Genomic DNA, 15,964 nt, shown 5'->3' with positions numbered 1-15,964 from the left:
ACGGTGCCGCGCCGGAACCCGTACCGCGCCGCGGCGGCCGTGCGTCACGCCTCCGCGACGGCTTCCAGCGGGCTGAGAGCGGCTGCCCAACGGGCCGGGAGGACAGCCGCGACCGCGCCGATCACCAGGGACGCCACGCACACCAGGAGCAGCGTCCCCCAGGGCAGCGCCAACGCGTACCGCTCGATCGCGCCGTTGGCCAGCGCCCCGACCGCCCAGGCCCCGAACAGTCCGCCTGCCAGGCCGAGGAGTGTGCCGAACGCGGCGACGGTCACCGACTCCAGTCGGATCATCCGCCGGATTCCGGTGCGGTCCATGCCGATGGCGCGCAGCACACCGATCTCGCGGGTGCGTTCCGAGACCGACATGGCCAGGGTGTTCACGATGCCGAGCGAGGCGATCACGATGCCGATGGCGAGCAGCCCGTACATCAGGGTCAGCAGGTCGCTGACGGTGCCGGCGGCCTCACGAACGAGTTCCTTCCGGTCCTGCACCTTCACCAGCGGGCTGTTGCCCACCGCGGTGCGCAGCCGCTCCTCGGTGGTCCGCGAGGCCGCGCCGCCGTCGGTGCGGACGAGGATCCGCTGGACGGAGCCGGGCTTGAAGCTGTTCCGCTGCACCTCGGTACGGGCGCCCAGCGCCTCGTGGGCGGTGGGGTTGTCCTTGTAGACGCCCACGACGGTGTACTGCCGGAAGTCCTGGTCACGGCCCATGCGGGCGCCCAGCTTGCCGCCCGCGCTCACGCCGTGCTGCCGGGCGATGGCGGCGGAGACGGCGATCCGGCCCGGCCCGAGGTCTGCCAGGGAGCCGCTGACGAAGTCGAGCTTCATGGTGGCCTCCACGGCGTCGGGGTCGACGCCGGAGATCCCCTGGACACTGCCGCCGATGAAGAGGACGGAGTCCGTGACGGCGGCAGCGGTCCGCACCCCGGAGGTGTCGGCCACCCGCTGTACGGCGGCCGGGTCGATGCCGGTCATGGCGGTGCGGGTACTGATCACGTAGTCGGCGCCGAGGCCGGCCGCGGCCTGGCGGTCGAGAGCCTGCCCGGTGGAGTTCCCGATGACGGCGAGCCCGGCGACCAGTGCCGTACTGATCATCAAGGTGGCGGCGGTGGCCGCGGTGCGCCGCGGGTCGCGCAGCGCGTTCTCCCGCGCGAGATGGCCGGTGACCCCGAAGCGTCCGGTCAGGCGTCCGGTCAGCCGGATCACGGGGGCGGCGAGCAGCGGTGCCAGCATGATCATGGCGACGACGAGGGCGGCGCAGCCGAGCATCGCGTTCCGCAGGTTCTCCACCGAGGCGTCCTTCGCCCCCGTGAGCGACACCAGCAGACCGACGCCGAGGACGAGGAGGGCGAGCCCCACCCCGCCGCGCCACCGGGATCGGGTGGCGCAGGGCGGCTGCTCGGCCGAGCGCATCGCCTCGATGGGCGCGACCTTGGCCGCCCTGCGGGACGGCAGCCACGCGGCGAGCATGGTGACGCCCACGCCCACGCCGAGCGCCGCCACGACGGGAAGCGGGCCGATCACCAGGGGCCCGTTGGGCAGTGTGTCCCCGGCGGTGCTCAGGAGGCCGGGCAGTACGGAGGCGATGCCGAGGCCGAGCAGGAATCCGGCCGCCGAGGCGGCGAGGCCGATCAGCAGGGCCTCCAGGAGGACGGAGCGGACCACCTGGCGGCGCGCGGCTCCGATCGCCCGCAGCAGCGCGATCTCACGGGTGCGCCGCGTCACGAGCATGGTGAAGGTGTTGACGACGAGGAACGAGCCGATGAACAGCGAGACTCCGGCGAAGATCATCGGCAGCTTTTCGTAGCCCCGGGTCACCGTGTCGACGTACACGGCCTGCCGGCTGGCCTGGTCGGTACCGGTGACGGCCTCGGCCCGGTCGGCCGGGAGCACGTCGGTGACCCGGCGGGAGAGCTCGAACTGGTCGGCGCCGGGCGCGGCGGACAGGTCGATGCCGGTGTAGTGGCCGGGGGACGCGAACAGCCCCTGGGCGGTCGCCTTGTCGAACAGGGCGAGGGTGCCGCCGGCGGTCACCCGGGTGTCCTCGGTGGTGACGATGCCGACGAGTCGCTTGGTCATGACCGGCCCGTCGGTGGCCAGCGTGATCATGTCGCCGATGCCGAAGTGGCCGGCGGCGGCCGTGCCGCTGTCCACGGCGAGTTCGTCGCCGTTCCGTGGGGCGTGGCCCTTGATCAGCGGGTAGCGGCTGTCCTTGCCGTCCTTGCCCGGTACGTAGGCGGCGCCCGGGTTCGCCCACGCCTTGCCGGCCCGCAGCGGAGTGCCGTCCGCCGCGTTCAGGACGGCCGAGCCGTCGGCCAGCGGGCGCACGGCGGCGACACCGGACACATCGGCCAGTTTCTTGGCCAGTGCGTCGTCGAGCACGCTGGGGAGTTGGGCCGCGGCGGCCCCCGGTGGGGGGTCCTTCGGGGTCACGGTGACGGCGATGTCCGCGAAGTCCTTCGACACGGCGGCGCGGTAGGCCGCGGCCGAGGAGTCGGCGAAGACGAGGGTGCCGCAGACGAACGCGACACCCAGGCAGACCGCGAGGACGGTCATGGCCAGACGGGCCTTGTGCGCGAGGACGTTGCGCAGGGCGGTACGGAACATGGCGATGCGAATCCTGGGAGGCGGGCTCGACAGGCGCGAGCGGATGGGTGCTTCGGTACGGGGGAGACGACTGTCGGCTTCTGGGCGACAGCGGGGCACGGGGGAGCGGTTCACGAGTGAGCCGGTCAGCTGAGGCGAGGGCGGGTCAGCTTGTGCGTGGGCGGCGGGTGTCGAATGCCTTCATCCGGTCCAGGACCCGGTCCGGGGTGGGACGTGTCATCTCGTCGACCAGGCGGCCGTCGGAGAGGAAGACCACGCGGTCGGCGTAGCCGGCGGCGACGGGGTCGTGGGTGACCATCACGACGGTCTGGCCCAGCTCGCGCACCGAGTCGCGCAGGAAGCCGAGGACCTCGGCCCCGGCGCGGGAGTCGAGGTTGCCGGTGGGCTCGTCGCCGAAGACGATCGCGGGGCGGGAGACCAGGGCCCGGGCCACCGCGACGCGCTGCTGCTGCCCGCCGGACAGCTGCCCCGGCCGGTGGTCAAGGCGTCGGGAGAGGCCGACCATGGAGACCACGCGGTCCAGCCACTGCCGGTCGGGCCGGCGGCCGGCGATGGTCAGCGGCAGCGTGATGTTCTCCAGGGCGGTCAGCGTCGGCAGCAGGTTGAACGCCTGGAAGATGAAGCCGATCCGGTCGCGGCGCAGCTGGGTGAGCTGCCGGTCGCCCAGCGTGCCCAGTTCGGTGGTGCCGATGCGGACGGAGCCGGAGCTGAACGAGTCGAGCCCGGCGGCGCAGTGCATCAAGGTGGATTTGCCGCAGCCGGAGGGGCCCATGATCGCGGTGAACTCGCCCTCCCGGAAGGCGATGCTGACACCGTCCAGGGCGACGACACGGGTGTCGCCGGTGCCGTAGACCTTCGACAGGTCGGTGACGGCGGCCGCGGCCGCGGCTCCGGTCGTCGTCGGGTGCGGCGTGAGAGCGTCGGGCATGCGACGGGTGTCGGCGGTCACGGGGACTCCTCTTCGGGTGCGGTCTTCAGATGCGGAAGGGTGCACACCACAAGGTGTCCGGGGGACGTATCAGGACCTCAGCCGCCGTGTATGGGCTTCCGCTCCACTGCGTAGCAGTTCCGTAGCGGGCGGGCGGGCGGCCGCCCGGCGGTCAGGTCGGCAGGCGCAGGGTGGCGACGGCGCCGCCGTCCGGGGCGTTGTCCAGGCGCAGCTCGGCCCCGAGGAGCCGGGCCTGGCCCAGGGCGATGGTCAGGCCCAGGCCGTGGCCCGAGCCGCGCTCCGTCGCGCCCGTATGAAAGCGCCGAGGGCCGTCGAGCAGCAGGTCCGCGGGGAAGCCGGGGCCGTGGTCGCGCACGACGACCGTACGGCCCTCGACGGTGACCTGTACCGGGGTGTCTCCGTGCCGGTGGGCGTTGACGACGAGGTTGCTGACGATCCGTTCGAGCCGGCGCGGGTCGGTCTCGACGGTCTCCACGGTCTCGACGGTTTCGACGGGCCGCGCGGCCTTGGCGTTCTTGACGTTCTTGGCGTGGGCCTCTTCGTGCGTCGCGTCGGTGACGGCGACCGTGACCTGTGTGTCGAGGCCGGTGCGCGCCACGGCCTCGGAGACGACCGCCCCGAGCGGGACACGGGCGCGGACTGCCTGTTCGGCGCCGGCGTCGAGCCGGGAGATCTCCAGCAGGTCCTCGACCAGGCCGCGCAGGTCGCGTACCCGGGCCCGGAGCAGATCCTCCGTCTCACCGGGCGGCAGCAGGTCGGCGGCGGCCAGCAGACCGCCGACGGGGGTGCGCAGCTCGTGGGCCACGTCCGCGGTGAACTGGCGCTCGGTGCGCAGCCGTCGGCTGAGACTGTCCGCCATGAGGTCGACCGTGGCGGCGATGTCGGCCACCTCGTCGCGGCCCTTGGTGGGCCCGGTCCGGGCATCCAGGTCCCCGGCGGAGATCCGGCCCGCGGTCTCGGAGACCCGCCGCAGCCGGCGGGCGAGCAGCCCGGCTCCGTAGACCGCCAGGGGAGTGGCCGCCGCGAGTGCGACCAGCGAGGCCACCGCCATAGTCACGTCGAGCTGGCGCAGCCCGTGGAGGTCCGAGCTCATGTTGACCCGAAAGGCCAGCACCCGGCTGCCCGGGCCGCCGGTCCGCTGGGCAGCCCAGACGCTCGGGCCCACATTCCCGTCGACGCGCCCGTCGTAGGCGGTATGCCGGTCGCCGTCGGCCGGGTGCCGCAGCGCGGCGGGCAGCCCGGCCGGATCGAGCTCGGCACCATCCGTGAGCGTTCCGGTGCGCCGGTAGGCGTCCATGGCCGAGTACAGCCTGTTCCAGGCCTCCGCTTCGGCCCGGTTCCGGATGTCCTGCGCGGTCCATACGTGCACCAGCACGCCCACCACCGCAACGACCAGGCACGCCGTGGACGCGGCCAGCGCGGCGATCTTCCAGCGCAGGGGCACGCGGGCCGGCCGCGGCCGGTGGAACGGGCGCACCGCCCTCAGCGCCTGAGCTTGTAGCCGAAGCCGCGGACCGTCTCGATCCGGTCCCGGCCCAGCTTGCCGCGCAGCCGCTGCACGCACAGGTCCACGACCCGGCTGTCGCCGTCCCAGCCGTACTCCCACACGTCCCGCAGCAGGGTGTGCCGCTCCAGCACGATGCCCGGGTGGGCGGCGAACTCCAGCAGCAGCTTCAGCTCGGTCGGGGTCAGCGCCACCGGGCTTCCGGAGACGAACACCTCCAGGCCGCCGGTGTCGATGGCCAGGTCCCCGAAGACCAACAACTCTCCCTCGGACGGTGACGGCCCGTCCCCGGTGGCGGCCTGCCCGGGTACTGGGGCGGGCGCGTAGGTCGCCCGCCGCAGCAGCGAACGGATGCGCGCCACGAGTACGTAGGTCTCCACGGGTTTGACCACGTAGTCGTCCGCCCCGGCCTCCAAACCGGCGACGACGTCGAGCCCGTCGCCACGAGCCGACATCATCAAAACGGGCACCAAGCTGGTCTCCCGGACTCTGCGGCACAGGCCGATCCCGTCCAGACCGGGCAGCATCACATCCAGAATCAGCAGGTCGAAGCTTTCGTCGCGGAAGAGCTCCAGCCCCGCCAGCCCGTCGGCCGCGGTCTTCATCTCGTAGCCGTAGCGATCGAGGGCGACGGTGAAGGACCGGCGCATCAGGTCGTCGTCCTCCACCAGCAGCACGCGAACAGGCCGCGGAGAGGCCGGAGCCGGGGCGGACGAGGACACGGGCAGATGACTCCTGTTCGGGACGGTCGTGTGAGGAACAGGTCCCGCGTGCACTCCCGCTCCCGCGCGGACGGCGACCTGAAGGAACGATATGCCAGACATCGGGCGTGGGGACCGCGCCGCACAGCGGACACACGTCACCCCCTCACGCACCTTCCATCCGCGAATACCCAGGTCAGACTGGAAGGCACGGCCCAGGGCAGCCGCCGGACCCAAGGCCTTCGCCATGGCCCGGCGCACTGATCCGATGGACAACCAAGCGCTCCCTGATACGCGCCCGATACAAACCCGCCCAGGCCGGCGGCGAAGCCGACGCGAGAGCAGGCGGGCGGCCGCAGAATCTACGAATTGCAAAAGTCTGCAATTTCATAGATGCTGTGTTGGCTGTGCCCCGCAGGCAGCCGCCGGCACAGCACCAGCCGTTTCCCCGGCGCCCGGGGTGATGAGAAGGGTGCGAGACCGTGCCAGTTCCGCTGTATCAGGCCAAGGCCGACTTCTTTCGGATGCTCGGCCACCCGGTGCGGATACGAGTGCTGGAGCTGTTGCAGGACGGTCCGATGCCGGTACGGGACATCCTCGCCGCGATCGAGGTCGAGCCCTCGGCGTTGTCTCAGCAGCTCGCGGTCCTGCGCCGCTCGGGGATCGTGACCTCGGTCCGTGACGGCTCGACGGTGGTCTACGAGCTGGCGGGCGGGGACGTCGCGGAACTGATGCGGGCGGCTCGGCGGATTCTGACCGAGGTACTGACCGGGCAGAGTGAGCTCCTGGAGGAGCTGCGCGAGTCCGAGGTCCCCACGCCGTGAACCCCTTGCTGACCGTCGTGCTCGACCGGGTCCGTTCCTTGATGCCGGCCCGGGGCGACTTCGCGGTGATGGGCCGCAGCCCTCGCAGGGACCTGCTGGCCGGTCTCACCGTCGCGATCGTCGCTCTGCCGCTCGCGCTCGGATTCGGGGTTTCCTCCGGGCTGGGTGCCGAGGCGGGGCTTGCCACCGCCGTGGTCGCGGGTGCGCTCGCGGCGTTGTTCGGCGGGTCGAACCTTCAGGTATCGGGGCCCACGGGTGCGATGACTGTGGTTCTGGTGCCGATCGTCGCCCAGTACGGGCCCGGCGGGGTGCTGACCGTCGGGCTGATGGCCGGTGTCCTCCTGATCGCCCTGGCGCTGATGAAGGCCGGGCAGTACATGCGCTATGTGCCCGCGCCGGTGGTGGAGGGCTTCACTCTCGGTATCGCGTGTGTGATCGGACTTCAGCAGATACCCAACGCGCTCGGGGTGGCCAAGCCGGACGGCGAGAAGGTCCTCGCCGTTGCCTGGCGGGCCGTCGTCGAGTTCGCGCGCGCCCCGAACTGGACTGCCATCGCGCTCTCCCTCGGCGTCGCGGCCGTGATGCTGCTCGGCGCCCGCTGGCGGCCCACCGTCCCGTTCTCCATCGTGGCGGTCATCGCCGCGACCGCGATCGCGCAGGTCTTCCACCTGGACGCGGCAGCCCCCATCGGTGAGCTGCCGTCCGGGCTGCCCGCGCCCTCCCTGGCCTTCCTCGACCTGTCCGTGCTGGGTTCGCTGCTCGCTCCGGCGGTCGCGGTGGCCGCTTTGGCCGCACTGGAGTCGCTGCTGTCGGCAACGGTCGCGGACGGGATGACGGTGGGGCAGAAACACGATCCGGACAAGGAGCTGTTCGGGCAGGGCGTCGCGAACCTGGCCGCCCCGCTGTTCGGCGGCGTCCCGGCCACCGCGGCGATCGCCCGTACGGCGGTCAACGTCCGCACCGGCGCCTCCTCCCGGCTCGCCGCTTTGACGCATGCCGCCGTGCTCGCGGTGATCGTGTTCGCCGCCGCACCTCTGGTGTCGAAGATCCCGCTCGCGGCGCTGGCCGGGGTGCTGCTGGCGACCGCCATCCGGATGGTCGAGGTCGGCTCGCTGCGCGCGATGGCGAAGGCCACCCGCTCGGACGCGGTCGTGCTGGTCCTGACCGCTGCCGCCACCTTGGTCCTCGATCTCGTCTACGCAGTGATCATCGGCCTCGTCGTCGCCGGGGCGCTCGCCCTCAAGGCGGTCGCTAGCCAGGCGCGGATGGATCAGGTGGATTTCCGCCCGGACCTGCCCGGCGAGCACGGCGACGAGGAGCACGCGCTGCTGGCCGAGCACATCGTCGCCTACCGCATCGACGGACCGGTCTTCTTCGCCGGCGCGCACCGCTTCCTGCTGGAGCTGTCGGAGGTCGCCGACGTGAAGGTGGTGATCCTGCGGATGTCCCGCATTACGACGATGGACGCCACCGGCGCCCTCGTGTTGAAGGACGCGGTGGAGAAGCTGAACCGGCGTGGCATCGCCGTCATGACGTCCGGCATCCGGCCCGGTCAGCGACAGGCACTGGAGGCCGTCGGCGCGCTCGATCTGCTGCGGTACGAGGGCCGGGAGTACGCCACGACGCCGGAGGCGATCGCCGGGGCTCGCAAGCACCTGGAGCAGGCGGGGCTGCTGCCGCGAAGGCACCGTCCGCACCGCATCCGGAAGGCCGCACGATGACCGTCCCCGCCGACCGCCTCATGATCGACGTCTCCGGCACCGAGGCCCTGTGGCTCCTCGAAGGCTCCGCCCAGGGCCGCCTCGTGTACGTGCGGCGTGAGCAGGCCCTCGTCCGCCCCGCCGCCCACGTCCTGGAGTACGGACGTCTGATCGTCCGCGCCCCCGTGCAGGCCGCGGCGATCCCCGGCAGGGCGCAGCTCACGTATCACGCGGACGAGATCCGGAACCCGGCCGGCACGGGCTGGACGGTGACCGTCCACGGCCCGGCCGACGTCATCACCGACCCGGACGAGGCCGCGCACTACCGGCGTACGCTGCCCGGCTGGGCCCACGGCCCTCACGACACGCTGCTGCGCCTGCACCCGCAGCAGGTCTCCGGGTTCCGCCTGGCCCGCCCCGTGACGGGGGCCGGGCGGTGAGCGTCGAGGTCCGGACGATGCCCTACCGGCATGTGCTGAAGGTGCCCGCCACGGGTCCGTCCGTGCGCGTCGCCCGGGAGACCGCCGAACTGGTGCTGGTCGAGTGCGGTGTGGGCCTGCGGCATCCGAGCGTCGGGCCGGGGCTGCTGATCCTGGCCGAGCTGGTCACCAACAGCGTCCGCCACGCCGCCGTGCTCTCCCCGGTGATCACGGTGACGTACGCGCACGGGGCGGGTGCGTTCGCGTTCGCCGTCCATGACCGCCACCCCTACCAGCCCGCCCTGTACGGGGCGCTGGCCACGGCCGCGGGCAGCGGTCTGGCCATGGTCGTCGAGATGACGATGGAACTGGGTGGCACCGTCGTGGTCCGGCCGGATGCGGACGGGCGCGGCAAGAGCATCTGGATCACCCTTCCCCTGTAGGAACGCAGTTCTGCGACGAGAGAGCGATGATGACGATCGAGTGGCGCTACACCATCCACCCCGGCCTGGGTGTCCTGTCCCTGGCCGGACACCTCGGCTCGGACGCGATCGCGCGGTTCAGCGGCGCGATCGGGTGGGTCCTGGCCCGAGGCACCGGCCCGGTCATCCTCGACCTGAGCGGACTGCTGGGCTGGTCGGTGGGCGGACAGCTCGCCGTCGCCCAGGCCGCCCGGCGGCTCGCGGGGGAGGGCCGGCCCCTGGAACTCGCCTCGATCCCCGCTGACGGCTCCCTCGTCCCCGACGGCACCTGCCCGCCGATCCCCGTCCACTGCGACTTGCCCACCGCGCTGGCCGCCCACCACGCGGTGAGCGACGAGCAGCGCCAGTGGTGCAGCGACCAGTGGCCCGCCGAGCGGGCGCGGCCGTACAGGGCCTGATGTAAGAGCACACGACCGCGACAGCGACTACGACCGCGGAGGCCTGCCCTGTGGGGTCCGAACGTCACAAAGATGGGCCGCCCCGTCCCAGGAGTTGCACGGATCTGCAATTGTGGAGGTCACAAGGCGTGAGGGGACGAAAGGATGTCCCCTGTGGCGAAACGGTTCTGGGTGGATGCGATGGGCAGTCAAGGCAGGCGTACCCAGGTGAGTGCACCGCTGTATCAGCTCAAGGCGGAGTTCTTCAAGACACTCGGGCACCCGGTCCGTATCCGCGTCCTGGAACTGCTCAGCGTGCGCGAGCACGCGGTCGCAGAGCTGCTGCCCGTTGTCGGGGTCGAGGCCGCCAGCCTGTCCCAGCAGCTCGCGGTGCTGCGCAAGGCCAACCTGGTGATCAGCCGCCGCGAGGGTGTGAACGTGTACTACCGGCTCACCAGCGACGAGGTCGCCCAACTGCTGCGGGTCGCCCGCAGCATCCTCTCCGGCGTCCTGGAAGGCCAGGCCGAACTCCTGGCCGACCTGCGCGCCACCAGCCCCAAGTACTAAGGAGCTGTTGAGCGAAGGCCTCTGGCCCGCTCACCGTGACCGGCTGCCGCTCCTTATTTCTGGGCGTGCTGGCCCAAGTAGAACAGCAGCCACACGAAACCGGCGAACAGGTGCGTGCCGGCGATGTAGAAGAAGACGCGCAGCGCGAGACCCCTCTCCATCCACCGCTCGTGCTTCGCCGCCGCGCTCTCCACGGGCGTCTCGTCCGTCACGACTGCTCTCCCTTCCCGGCGTCCGGTCCGCCATGCTGCGGGTGGCGGTGCGGACGGATGCGGACCTTCCTGCCGCGCTGCCCGGCCTCTTCGATGATGCCCGCGACCTCGCCGGACCCGACGGTGCGGGTATCGGGATCACCGGCGCCCAGGTAGGTGATCTGGTACAGCTGGGTGTCTGAGCTGTCGCTGCTGGTCATGGGGTTCCTTCCGGGAGGATGAAGCGGGCCACTACAGTCGGGTCCAGGTGGAGCGGCGGACCATCATCGTGTCCCCGGTCGTCTCACTGGCTGTCCGGCTCGTCGCCGGTGGTCACGCCGTGATCGCGGGCCACACGCAGCGCGTCCTCCAGCTCGTCGGCGGCCTGTGCCTCCTCGACGGCATCATCCGCCTCCCGCGCAGCCACGAGACGAGCCCGCGCCACCCGGACCCGTTCCAGCGCCGCCTCCGCGAACCCGGCCACGCCGCAACCCCCGTCCACTGAATCCAGAACTAGTAAATTGCATAACTCTGCAAGTCTAGCGGGTGCGGCTCCGCCGCAACCCACGTAATGCGGCGGGGGCTATCGACGGCTCATGGATCTGGGTGGGGAACAGGGCGGTGTGCATGGGCTCCATGAGCAGATACTGAGCGCCGTGTCCGTCGGCACCGAGGCCGTTGCCCGTATCCGCCTAGCATGGCCACCGCTACACGCCGGGAGCCCGGTACTGGACTTGCTCGGCTCTGCGCAGGGCATCCAGCGTTTCATCGACGGTCAGGAGAACGGTCGTCTCGAACGAGCTGAGCGCGCCGCCTCCACTGATGGCCAGCGCAACCGCTGCCATGGACACGTTGTCCGGAGCTTCCCACAGGTTATAGCCGTCGTGCGTGCCGAAGGCGTACCAGAAGCCGTGGAGCTTCCCACCGACGGACTCGATGTACGACTGAGCGGCCTTCGCGCGGTCCTCGGGATGGCCGATCAGCCTCGCCCAGGTCTCCGGCGTGTAGCTGAACCTCGATAGATAGAGCGGCATCGTGTCTCTCTTTCGCTTCATCAATGGATGCCCGCGCTGGGTGTGAGAAGCGCCGGTGGTGGCCCGCGGGTCCCACAAACAGCCGGAGGCGATGACCGCTACGGCCCACAGTCAACGGGCGAGCGGGCCGCCCGAGCGATACAAAGGCGAATGGGACGGCAGCCACACTGGGGCGGAGCAATCTGAACTCGCCGAGCACCGCAGGGGCTCGACAAAACCGATCGACATCGTGATCGTGATCGCGTTAGCTGGCCGGCATGCCGGAACTGCTTACCGATCGTCTTCTGCTCCGCCGGTGGCGGGAGTCCGACCTCGAGCCGTGGGCGGCGATGAACGCCGATCCCGAAGTCCGAGAACACCTGGGGCAGCTGCTGACGCGGGAGCAAAGCGATGCCGCGGTGGCCGGCATGCAGGCCGATTTCGACGAGCGAGGTTTCGGGTGGTGGGCGCTCGAAGCACGGGAGACCGGTGAGTTCATCGGCCGCGTCGGCTTGGACGAGGTGGGCGAGGACATGCCGTTCGCGGGGGTGGACATCGGGTGGCGGCTGATGCGTTCGGCGTGGGGCCACGGTTACGCCACCGAGGCCGCCCTTGCCTGCCTGGCCTTCGGCTTCGAGGCCCTCGGACTGCCGGAAGTGGTTGCGTCGACGACCGTCAACAACCTTCGTTCCCAGGCGGTGATGCGCCGGATCGGCATGACCCGCGACCCGGCCGACGACTTCGAGGATCCGAGCGTGCCCGAAGGGCCTCTTCGCCAGTGTGTGCTGTACCGGATCCCCGCAGGGATGCCCACGGACTACACGACGCGGCGGGATACAGCCTGATCAGGCCAGGCCTGTGTTCATGAGCGCGATGTCTTCGAAGAAGGACATCCGTTGGGGCGGACGCCCCCATGCCGACGGCAGCGTGACCGCTCGGGCCCGGAAGCGGCCGGGTACGGCAGAAAGGCCCGGATCCTTGAGGATCCGGGCCTTTCTGGGCAGTAGCGGGGACAGGATTTGAACCTGCGACCTCTGGGTTATGAGCCCAGCGAGCTACCGAACTGCTCCACCCCGCGTCGGTAAACCCCACCCTACGGCACGATCGGGGCGCGTTCGACCGACTTTCCCGCAGGGGGCTCCCCGGGCCGAGGTGCCTCCGCGACTTGGCGAGGCCGTGCCGCGTGCTGAGGGCGTCGGGGTGGGTGAGATATGCGCTTCGCGTCAGCGGATCGGCCGTACACTCGGCCCATGGGTCGCACGAGTTCTACGAGGCAGCGCCTGCAGCAGGCCGCCTCCGGGCTGTGCCACGACGCCGTCGATCCGGCCGGCGTCGAGGGGCCCGAAATCCGCCGTATCGCGTTGCACGGTCACGGCTAGCGATTCTCTTCTCCCGGCCCGCCGCTTCTCACGCGGTGCGCGGGAGCTCTCGCCGGGCTGAGCTGCCTCGTCCGGTGCGCGTCGGGTGATTCTCCGCCGGCGCTCCACGTCACACCACCGCAGTTTTCCGGCATGCCGCCGGCGCTGCTGCCTGGCTGCGGCCGCACGACCGGGCCGAGCCACCTCGAAGGGATCACCGTGAAGCTGAGCGACTTGCTGGCCGGCCATGAGCACCACGTACTCCAGGGTGACCCGGAGAAGACAGTGATCACCGCGGGGACGACGTTCGACGTGGACCGGGTGACACCGGGTTCGCTGTTCATCGCCGTGCCCGGGCACCGCGAGGGCGGGCCCGGCTCCGTCTCGCCCGCGTTCGCACGCGGCGCCGCCGCCGTACTCGTCGACGGAAGGGAACCGGCTCTCCCGGCCTCCGTGTTGTCGCCGGGTGCCTGCGCCGTGCGGGTACCGGACGCCCGGACGGCGGCCGCGGTCGTGGCCTCCCGCTACTTCGGCGAACCAGGGCGGCAGATGGACGTGGTGGCGATCACCGGCACCAATGGCAAGACATCGGTGTCGTACATGGTCGAGTCCGCCCTGCGGATCTCCGAGGGCGCGAAGGTCGGCGTCATCGGTACGGCGGGGAGCCGGATCGGCGACGAGCTGATCCCGATGCCGCGATCGGCACTGACGACGCCGGAGTCACCCGATCTGCAGTATCTGCTGGGGTGCATGCGCGACCGGAGGACCGGCAGCGTGGTGCTGGAGGCCACCTCGATGGCTCTGCTGACACACCGGGTGGACCGTACGTTCATCGACGTCGGGGTGTTCACCAACCTGACGCAGGATCACCTCGACGATCACGGAACGATGGCGAACTACCGGGACGCCAAGCTGCGTCTGTTCCAGGGCCTGTGCCGGCACGCGGTGGTCAATGCCGACGACCCGGTGGGCGCGGGGATCCGGTCCATGATGCCGGGCGCGGTGACCACGTACGCCCTTGACGCCCCGGCGGACTACCGGGCCACCGACCTCGTCGTGAGCGCCTCCGGCACGCGGTTCACCCTCCACCACGGAGGCCGCGCGTACGAGGCTTCGATCCCCGTCCCCGGCAGGTTCTCGGTGGCCAACGCGCTGGCCACGCTGGCCGCCTGTCACGTCCTGGGACACGATCTGGGCGACCTCGTCGCGGCGCTCGACCAGATGCCTCCCATCCCGGGCCGGTTCGAACGCTTCGAGACCCCGCTGGGTACCTCGGTGATCGTGGATTACGCCCACTCGCCGGACTCCCTGGAGAAGGTCCTGACCACCATCCGCGGCTACGCACGCGGCCGGGTCGTCACCGTCTTCGGCTGCGGGGGAGACCGGGACACCACCAAGCGGGCCGACATGGGGAGGATCGCCGGAACCCACTCCGATCTCTGCGTCCTCACCTCGGACAACCCCCGCACCGAAGATCCGCAGGCCATCCTGGACGAGATCGCACCCGGGCTCGCCGCGACCGGCACCCCGTTCGAACGGCTCGCCGACCGGCGCGAGGCGATCGCCTTCGCCCTGTCCGCCGCAGGCCCCGACGACGTCGTCCTCGTCGCCGGCAAGGGCAGCGAGCCGCACCAGATCGTCGGCGAGGAACTGATCCCCTTCAGCGACATGGCCACCGTGCGCGAACTCGCACAGGCCCGGGCGGTGGTGGCGGCCCGGTGTTCCCGCGTTGTGCCTACGCCTCGGAGTATTTCTTGATGAGTTCGTAGGAGCGAATGCGGTCGCGGACGTCGTAGACGGGAGTGGTCAGCATCAGTTCGTCCGCTCCGGTCTCACCAGCCAGTTCCGCGAGCCGGTGGACGACGGTCTTGGGTGTCCCGACGGCTTGCTGTGCACGGAAGCCGGCCAGCGCCTGTCGCTCCTCCGCCGTGAAGGGGTGGGTCGCTGCCTCCGCGGGAGTGGGGAAGGGCGTCTGACTCGATCCTTTGAGGAGCCCGGCTTTGACGACGTTCATCGGTCCGACGCGCCAGTTGGCTTCTTCTTCCGTCTCCGCACATACCGCCTCCACGCACAGCAGCACCCGAGGCCGCTCGCACCAACGGGACGGGGTGAACGCCGCCCGATAACGCTCCAAGGCCGCGAGGGTGTTGTCCGGCCGGATGTGGTGTGCGATGGCGATCGGCAGGCCGAGTTCTGCGGCGAGAGCGGCACCGGCGGTGCTGGAGGCCAGCAGCCATGGCTCCGGCAGCGCGCCGAGTGCGACTTCGTCGACCAGAAAGGACAGGATCGCGGATACGTCGCTTCGATACTCCGCATCCGTCGCCGGTCCGGCTCCGCGGCGAAGCGCCCGTGCGGTGGCCTCGTCAAAGGTGCCAGGGCCGCGGCCGATGCCCAAGTCGATGCGGTCCTCATGCAAGGCGGCCAGCGTTCCGAACTGTTCCGCCAGCGTGATGGGTGCGTGGTTGGGGGCCAGGACTCCGCCAGAACCGAGACGGATGGCGGAGGTCGAAGCCGCAGCGTGCGCGGTCAGCACGACTGACGGAAACGCGCCGATCGCGGGGGAGTGGTGATGCTCGGCGTACCAGATCCGGTGGTAGCCCAGCCGTTCCAGTCCCCGCGCGAAGGCCGCGGTATCCCGCAGGGTATCCACGGCTCGGGCGCCCGTTTGGACCATTGCGACTTCGAGCGCTGAAAGAGGTATATCGATCATGCCGTCAGCATAGAGATCAGGCGTCCGGCGAGGGACGCGGTGATCTCTTTCGCGCCACCCGGACAGCTCCCCAGCGGGCTGGACCAGTTGCCCCGTTCTGAAGCCTTGGCAGGTTTAAGCTCGGCGGATGACCTTGGAATGGGAGCAGGTAGTTGTTGACTCGGTAGATCCGGTGGCTTTGGGGCAGTGGTGGGCTGCGGCTCTTGGCTGGGTTGTGGTCAACTCGTCTGCTGAGGAGTTCGAGATCCGCCCGGAGCCGGATCGCCTGCCGGGGTTGCTCTTCGGCCGGGATGACGGAAGCAAGACGGTGAAGAACCGACTGCATCTCGACTTGAGGCCTGATGATCAGGACGCCGAGGTGACTCGTCTTGTGGCGCATGGTGCACGGCGTGTTGATATTGGCCAGGGTGATCAGTCTTGGGTTGTTCTGGCAGACCCCGAAGGTAACGAGTTCTGTGTCCTTGGCCAGCGACGTCAAGAGGCGGAGTGACACCGTCACGGGGTGGCGCCTGCCGGCGGGGACGGGAGCCGGTCAGGGGTGAGGGTGTACGCCGATTGGT

Annotated in this window: 19 protein-coding genes and 1 tRNA gene; 11 read left to right on the top strand and 9 right to left on the bottom strand. The window is 70.5% G+C overall.

The window, feature by feature from the left end:
• Positions 1–44: 44 nt before the first annotated feature.
• From MTF65_RS03190 to cseB, 4 genes are all read right to left on the bottom strand, one after another.
• Positions 45–2,609, bottom strand: coding sequence for an ABC transporter permease (locus tag MTF65_RS03190; protein WP_243626654.1), 2,565 nt, complete (start codon positions 2,607–2,609; stop codon positions 45–47).
• 145 nt (positions 2,610–2,754) lie between these two features.
• Complete coding sequence (locus MTF65_RS03185) at positions 2,755–3,537, bottom strand: ABC transporter ATP-binding protein (RefSeq protein WP_243627288.1); 783 nt, start codon at positions 3,535–3,537, stop codon at positions 2,755–2,757.
• A 172-nt stretch (positions 3,538–3,709) separates the two neighbouring features.
• Positions 3,710–5,035 (bottom strand): HAMP domain-containing sensor histidine kinase, encoded by a 1,326-nt coding sequence (locus MTF65_RS03180; protein WP_243626653.1) that lies wholly within the window; start codon positions 5,033–5,035, stop codon positions 3,710–3,712.
• Positions 5,036–5,040: 5 nt separating this feature from the next.
• Entirely contained in the window at positions 5,041–5,784 is a 744-nt protein-coding gene (gene cseB / locus MTF65_RS03175; RefSeq protein ID WP_374207144.1) for a two-component system response regulator CseB, read from the bottom strand.
• A gap of 461 nt (positions 5,785–6,245) precedes the next feature.
• On the opposite strand from cseB, the gene MTF65_RS03170 reads away from it, so the two are divergent.
• From MTF65_RS03170 to MTF65_RS03145, 6 genes are all read left to right on the top strand, one after another.
• Complete coding sequence (locus MTF65_RS03170) at positions 6,246–6,587, top strand: helix-turn-helix transcriptional regulator (protein WP_243626652.1); 342 nt, start codon at positions 6,246–6,248, stop codon at positions 6,585–6,587.
• 41 nt (positions 6,588–6,628) lie between these two features.
• Positions 6,629–8,308 carry a SulP family inorganic anion transporter gene (locus tag MTF65_RS03165; protein ID WP_243627286.1) on the top strand — a complete coding sequence of 560 codons (1,680 nt, stop codon included), beginning with the start codon at positions 6,629–6,631 and terminating at the stop codon, positions 8,306–8,308.
• Positions 8,305–8,727 carry a pyridoxamine 5'-phosphate oxidase family protein gene (locus tag MTF65_RS03160; RefSeq protein WP_243626651.1) on the top strand — a complete coding sequence of 141 codons (423 nt, stop codon included), beginning with the start codon at positions 8,305–8,307 and terminating at the stop codon, positions 8,725–8,727. Before MTF65_RS03165 ends, MTF65_RS03160 begins: the two co-directional genes overlap by 4 nt.
• 17 nt (positions 8,728–8,744) lie before the next feature.
• The gene (locus MTF65_RS03155) at positions 8,745–9,149 is read left to right on the top strand and encodes an ATP-binding protein (protein WP_243627285.1); all 405 of its coding nucleotides are present in this window, start codon (positions 8,745–8,747) and stop codon (positions 9,147–9,149) included.
• Positions 9,150–9,175: 26 nt separating this feature from the next.
• Positions 9,176–9,586: an anti-sigma factor antagonist gene (locus tag MTF65_RS03150; RefSeq protein WP_374207143.1), complete on the top strand. Its 411-nt coding sequence runs from the start codon at positions 9,176–9,178 to the stop codon at positions 9,584–9,586.
• Positions 9,587–9,793: 207 nt separating this feature from the next.
• Positions 9,794–10,132 carry a helix-turn-helix transcriptional regulator gene (locus tag MTF65_RS03145; RefSeq protein ID WP_243626650.1) on the top strand — a complete coding sequence of 113 codons (339 nt, stop codon included), beginning with the start codon at positions 9,794–9,796 and terminating at the stop codon, positions 10,130–10,132.
• 53 nt (positions 10,133–10,185) lie between these two features.
• Here MTF65_RS03145 and MTF65_RS03140 read toward each other — a convergent pair whose 3' ends face one another.
• Positions 10,186–10,344, bottom strand: a complete 159-nt coding sequence (locus MTF65_RS03140) for a DUF6126 family protein (protein WP_243626649.1) — start codon at positions 10,342–10,344, stop codon at positions 10,186–10,188.
• Positions 10,341–10,544, bottom strand: coding sequence for a hypothetical protein (locus MTF65_RS03135; RefSeq protein WP_243626648.1), 204 nt, complete (start codon positions 10,542–10,544; stop codon positions 10,341–10,343). Before MTF65_RS03135 ends, MTF65_RS03140 begins: the two co-directional genes overlap by 4 nt.
• Positions 10,545–10,591: 47 nt before the next feature.
• Between MTF65_RS03135 and MTF65_RS03130 the strand changes: the two genes are divergently transcribed.
• Entirely contained in the window at positions 10,592–10,828 is a 237-nt protein-coding gene (locus MTF65_RS03130; protein ID WP_243626647.1) for a hypothetical protein, read from the top strand.
• 202 nt (positions 10,829–11,030) lie between these two features.
• On the opposite strand, the gene MTF65_RS03125 is transcribed toward MTF65_RS03130, so the two are convergent.
• Complete coding sequence (locus MTF65_RS03125; protein WP_243626646.1) at positions 11,031–11,357, bottom strand: GYD domain-containing protein; 327 nt, start codon at positions 11,355–11,357, stop codon at positions 11,031–11,033.
• A 257-nt stretch (positions 11,358–11,614) separates the two neighbouring features.
• Between MTF65_RS03125 and MTF65_RS03120 the strand changes: the two genes are divergently transcribed.
• The gene (locus MTF65_RS03120; RefSeq protein WP_243626645.1) at positions 11,615–12,181 is read left to right on the top strand and encodes a GNAT family N-acetyltransferase; all 567 of its coding nucleotides are present in this window, start codon (positions 11,615–11,617) and stop codon (positions 12,179–12,181) included.
• Between the two features lie 159 nt (positions 12,182–12,340).
• Here the strand turns inward: MTF65_RS03120 and MTF65_RS03115 are convergent.
• Positions 12,341–12,414, bottom strand: a tRNA-Met gene (locus tag MTF65_RS03115).
• A 172-nt stretch (positions 12,415–12,586) separates the two neighbouring features.
• On the opposite strand from MTF65_RS03115, the gene MTF65_RS30130 reads away from it, so the two are divergent.
• A complete protein-coding gene (locus tag MTF65_RS30130) occupies positions 12,587–12,715 on the top strand; it encodes a hypothetical protein (RefSeq protein WP_279398543.1) in 129 nt (42 codons plus the stop codon).
• 198 nt (positions 12,716–12,913) lie between these two features.
• Positions 12,914–14,452 (top strand): UDP-N-acetylmuramoyl-L-alanyl-D-glutamate--2,6-diaminopimelate ligase, encoded by a 1,539-nt coding sequence (locus MTF65_RS03110; RefSeq protein ID WP_243626644.1) that lies wholly within the window; start codon positions 12,914–12,916, stop codon positions 14,450–14,452.
• On the opposite strand, the gene MTF65_RS03105 is transcribed toward MTF65_RS03110, so the two are convergent.
• Positions 14,430–15,404 carry an MsnO8 family LLM class oxidoreductase gene (locus MTF65_RS03105; protein ID WP_243626643.1) on the bottom strand — a complete coding sequence of 325 codons (975 nt, stop codon included), beginning with the start codon at positions 15,402–15,404 and terminating at the stop codon, positions 14,430–14,432. The two genes, MTF65_RS03110 and MTF65_RS03105, sit on opposite strands and share 23 nt — an antisense overlap.
• A gap of 127 nt (positions 15,405–15,531) precedes the next feature.
• Between MTF65_RS03105 and MTF65_RS03100 the strand changes: the two genes are divergently transcribed.
• Positions 15,532–15,894, top strand: coding sequence for a VOC family protein (locus MTF65_RS03100; protein ID WP_243626642.1), 363 nt, complete (start codon positions 15,532–15,534; stop codon positions 15,892–15,894).
• Positions 15,895–15,964: the final 70 nt, after the last annotated feature.

Source organism: Streptomyces sp. APSN-46.1 (genome assembly GCF_022815725.1).
GTDB lineage: Bacteria > Actinomycetota > Actinomycetes > Streptomycetales > Streptomycetaceae > Streptomyces.
This window is presented reverse-complemented; position numbering and strand designations above follow the sequence as displayed.

Excerpts from the sequence above, each read along its gene's own strand:
- MTF65_RS03155 (WP_243627285.1), top strand. The coding sequence starts at position 8,745 with ATGCCCTACCGGCATGTGCTGAAGGTGCCCGCCACGGGTCCGTCCGTG.
- MTF65_RS03125 (WP_243626646.1), bottom strand. The coding sequence starts at position 11,357 with ATGCCGCTCTATCTATCGAGGTTCAGCTACACGCCGGAGACCTGGGCG.
- MTF65_RS03160 (WP_243626651.1), top strand. The coding sequence starts at position 8,305 with ATGACCGTCCCCGCCGACCGCCTCATGATCGACGTCTCCGGCACCGAG.
- MTF65_RS03135 (WP_243626648.1), bottom strand. The coding sequence starts at position 10,544 with ATGACCAGCAGCGACAGCTCAGACACCCAGCTGTACCAGATCACCTAC.
- MTF65_RS03100 (WP_243626642.1), top strand. The coding sequence starts at position 15,532 with ATGACCTTGGAATGGGAGCAGGTAGTTGTTGACTCGGTAGATCCGGTG.
- MTF65_RS03185 (WP_243627288.1), bottom strand. The coding sequence starts at position 3,537 with ATGCCCGACGCTCTCACGCCGCACCCGACGACGACCGGAGCCGCGGCC.
- MTF65_RS03105 (WP_243626643.1), bottom strand. The coding sequence starts at position 15,404 with ATGATCGATATACCTCTTTCAGCGCTCGAAGTCGCAATGGTCCAAACG.
- MTF65_RS03120 (WP_243626645.1), top strand. The coding sequence starts at position 11,615 with ATGCCGGAACTGCTTACCGATCGTCTTCTGCTCCGCCGGTGGCGGGAG.
- MTF65_RS30130 (WP_279398543.1), top strand. The coding sequence starts at position 12,587 with ATGGGTCGCACGAGTTCTACGAGGCAGCGCCTGCAGCAGGCCGCCTCC.
- MTF65_RS03165 (WP_243627286.1), top strand. The coding sequence starts at position 6,629 with ATGCCGGCCCGGGGCGACTTCGCGGTGATGGGCCGCAGCCCTCGCAGG.
- MTF65_RS03190 (WP_243626654.1), bottom strand. The coding sequence starts at position 2,609 with ATGTTCCGTACCGCCCTGCGCAACGTCCTCGCGCACAAGGCCCGTCTG.
- MTF65_RS03150 (WP_374207143.1), top strand. The coding sequence starts at position 9,176 with ATGATGACGATCGAGTGGCGCTACACCATCCACCCCGGCCTGGGTGTC.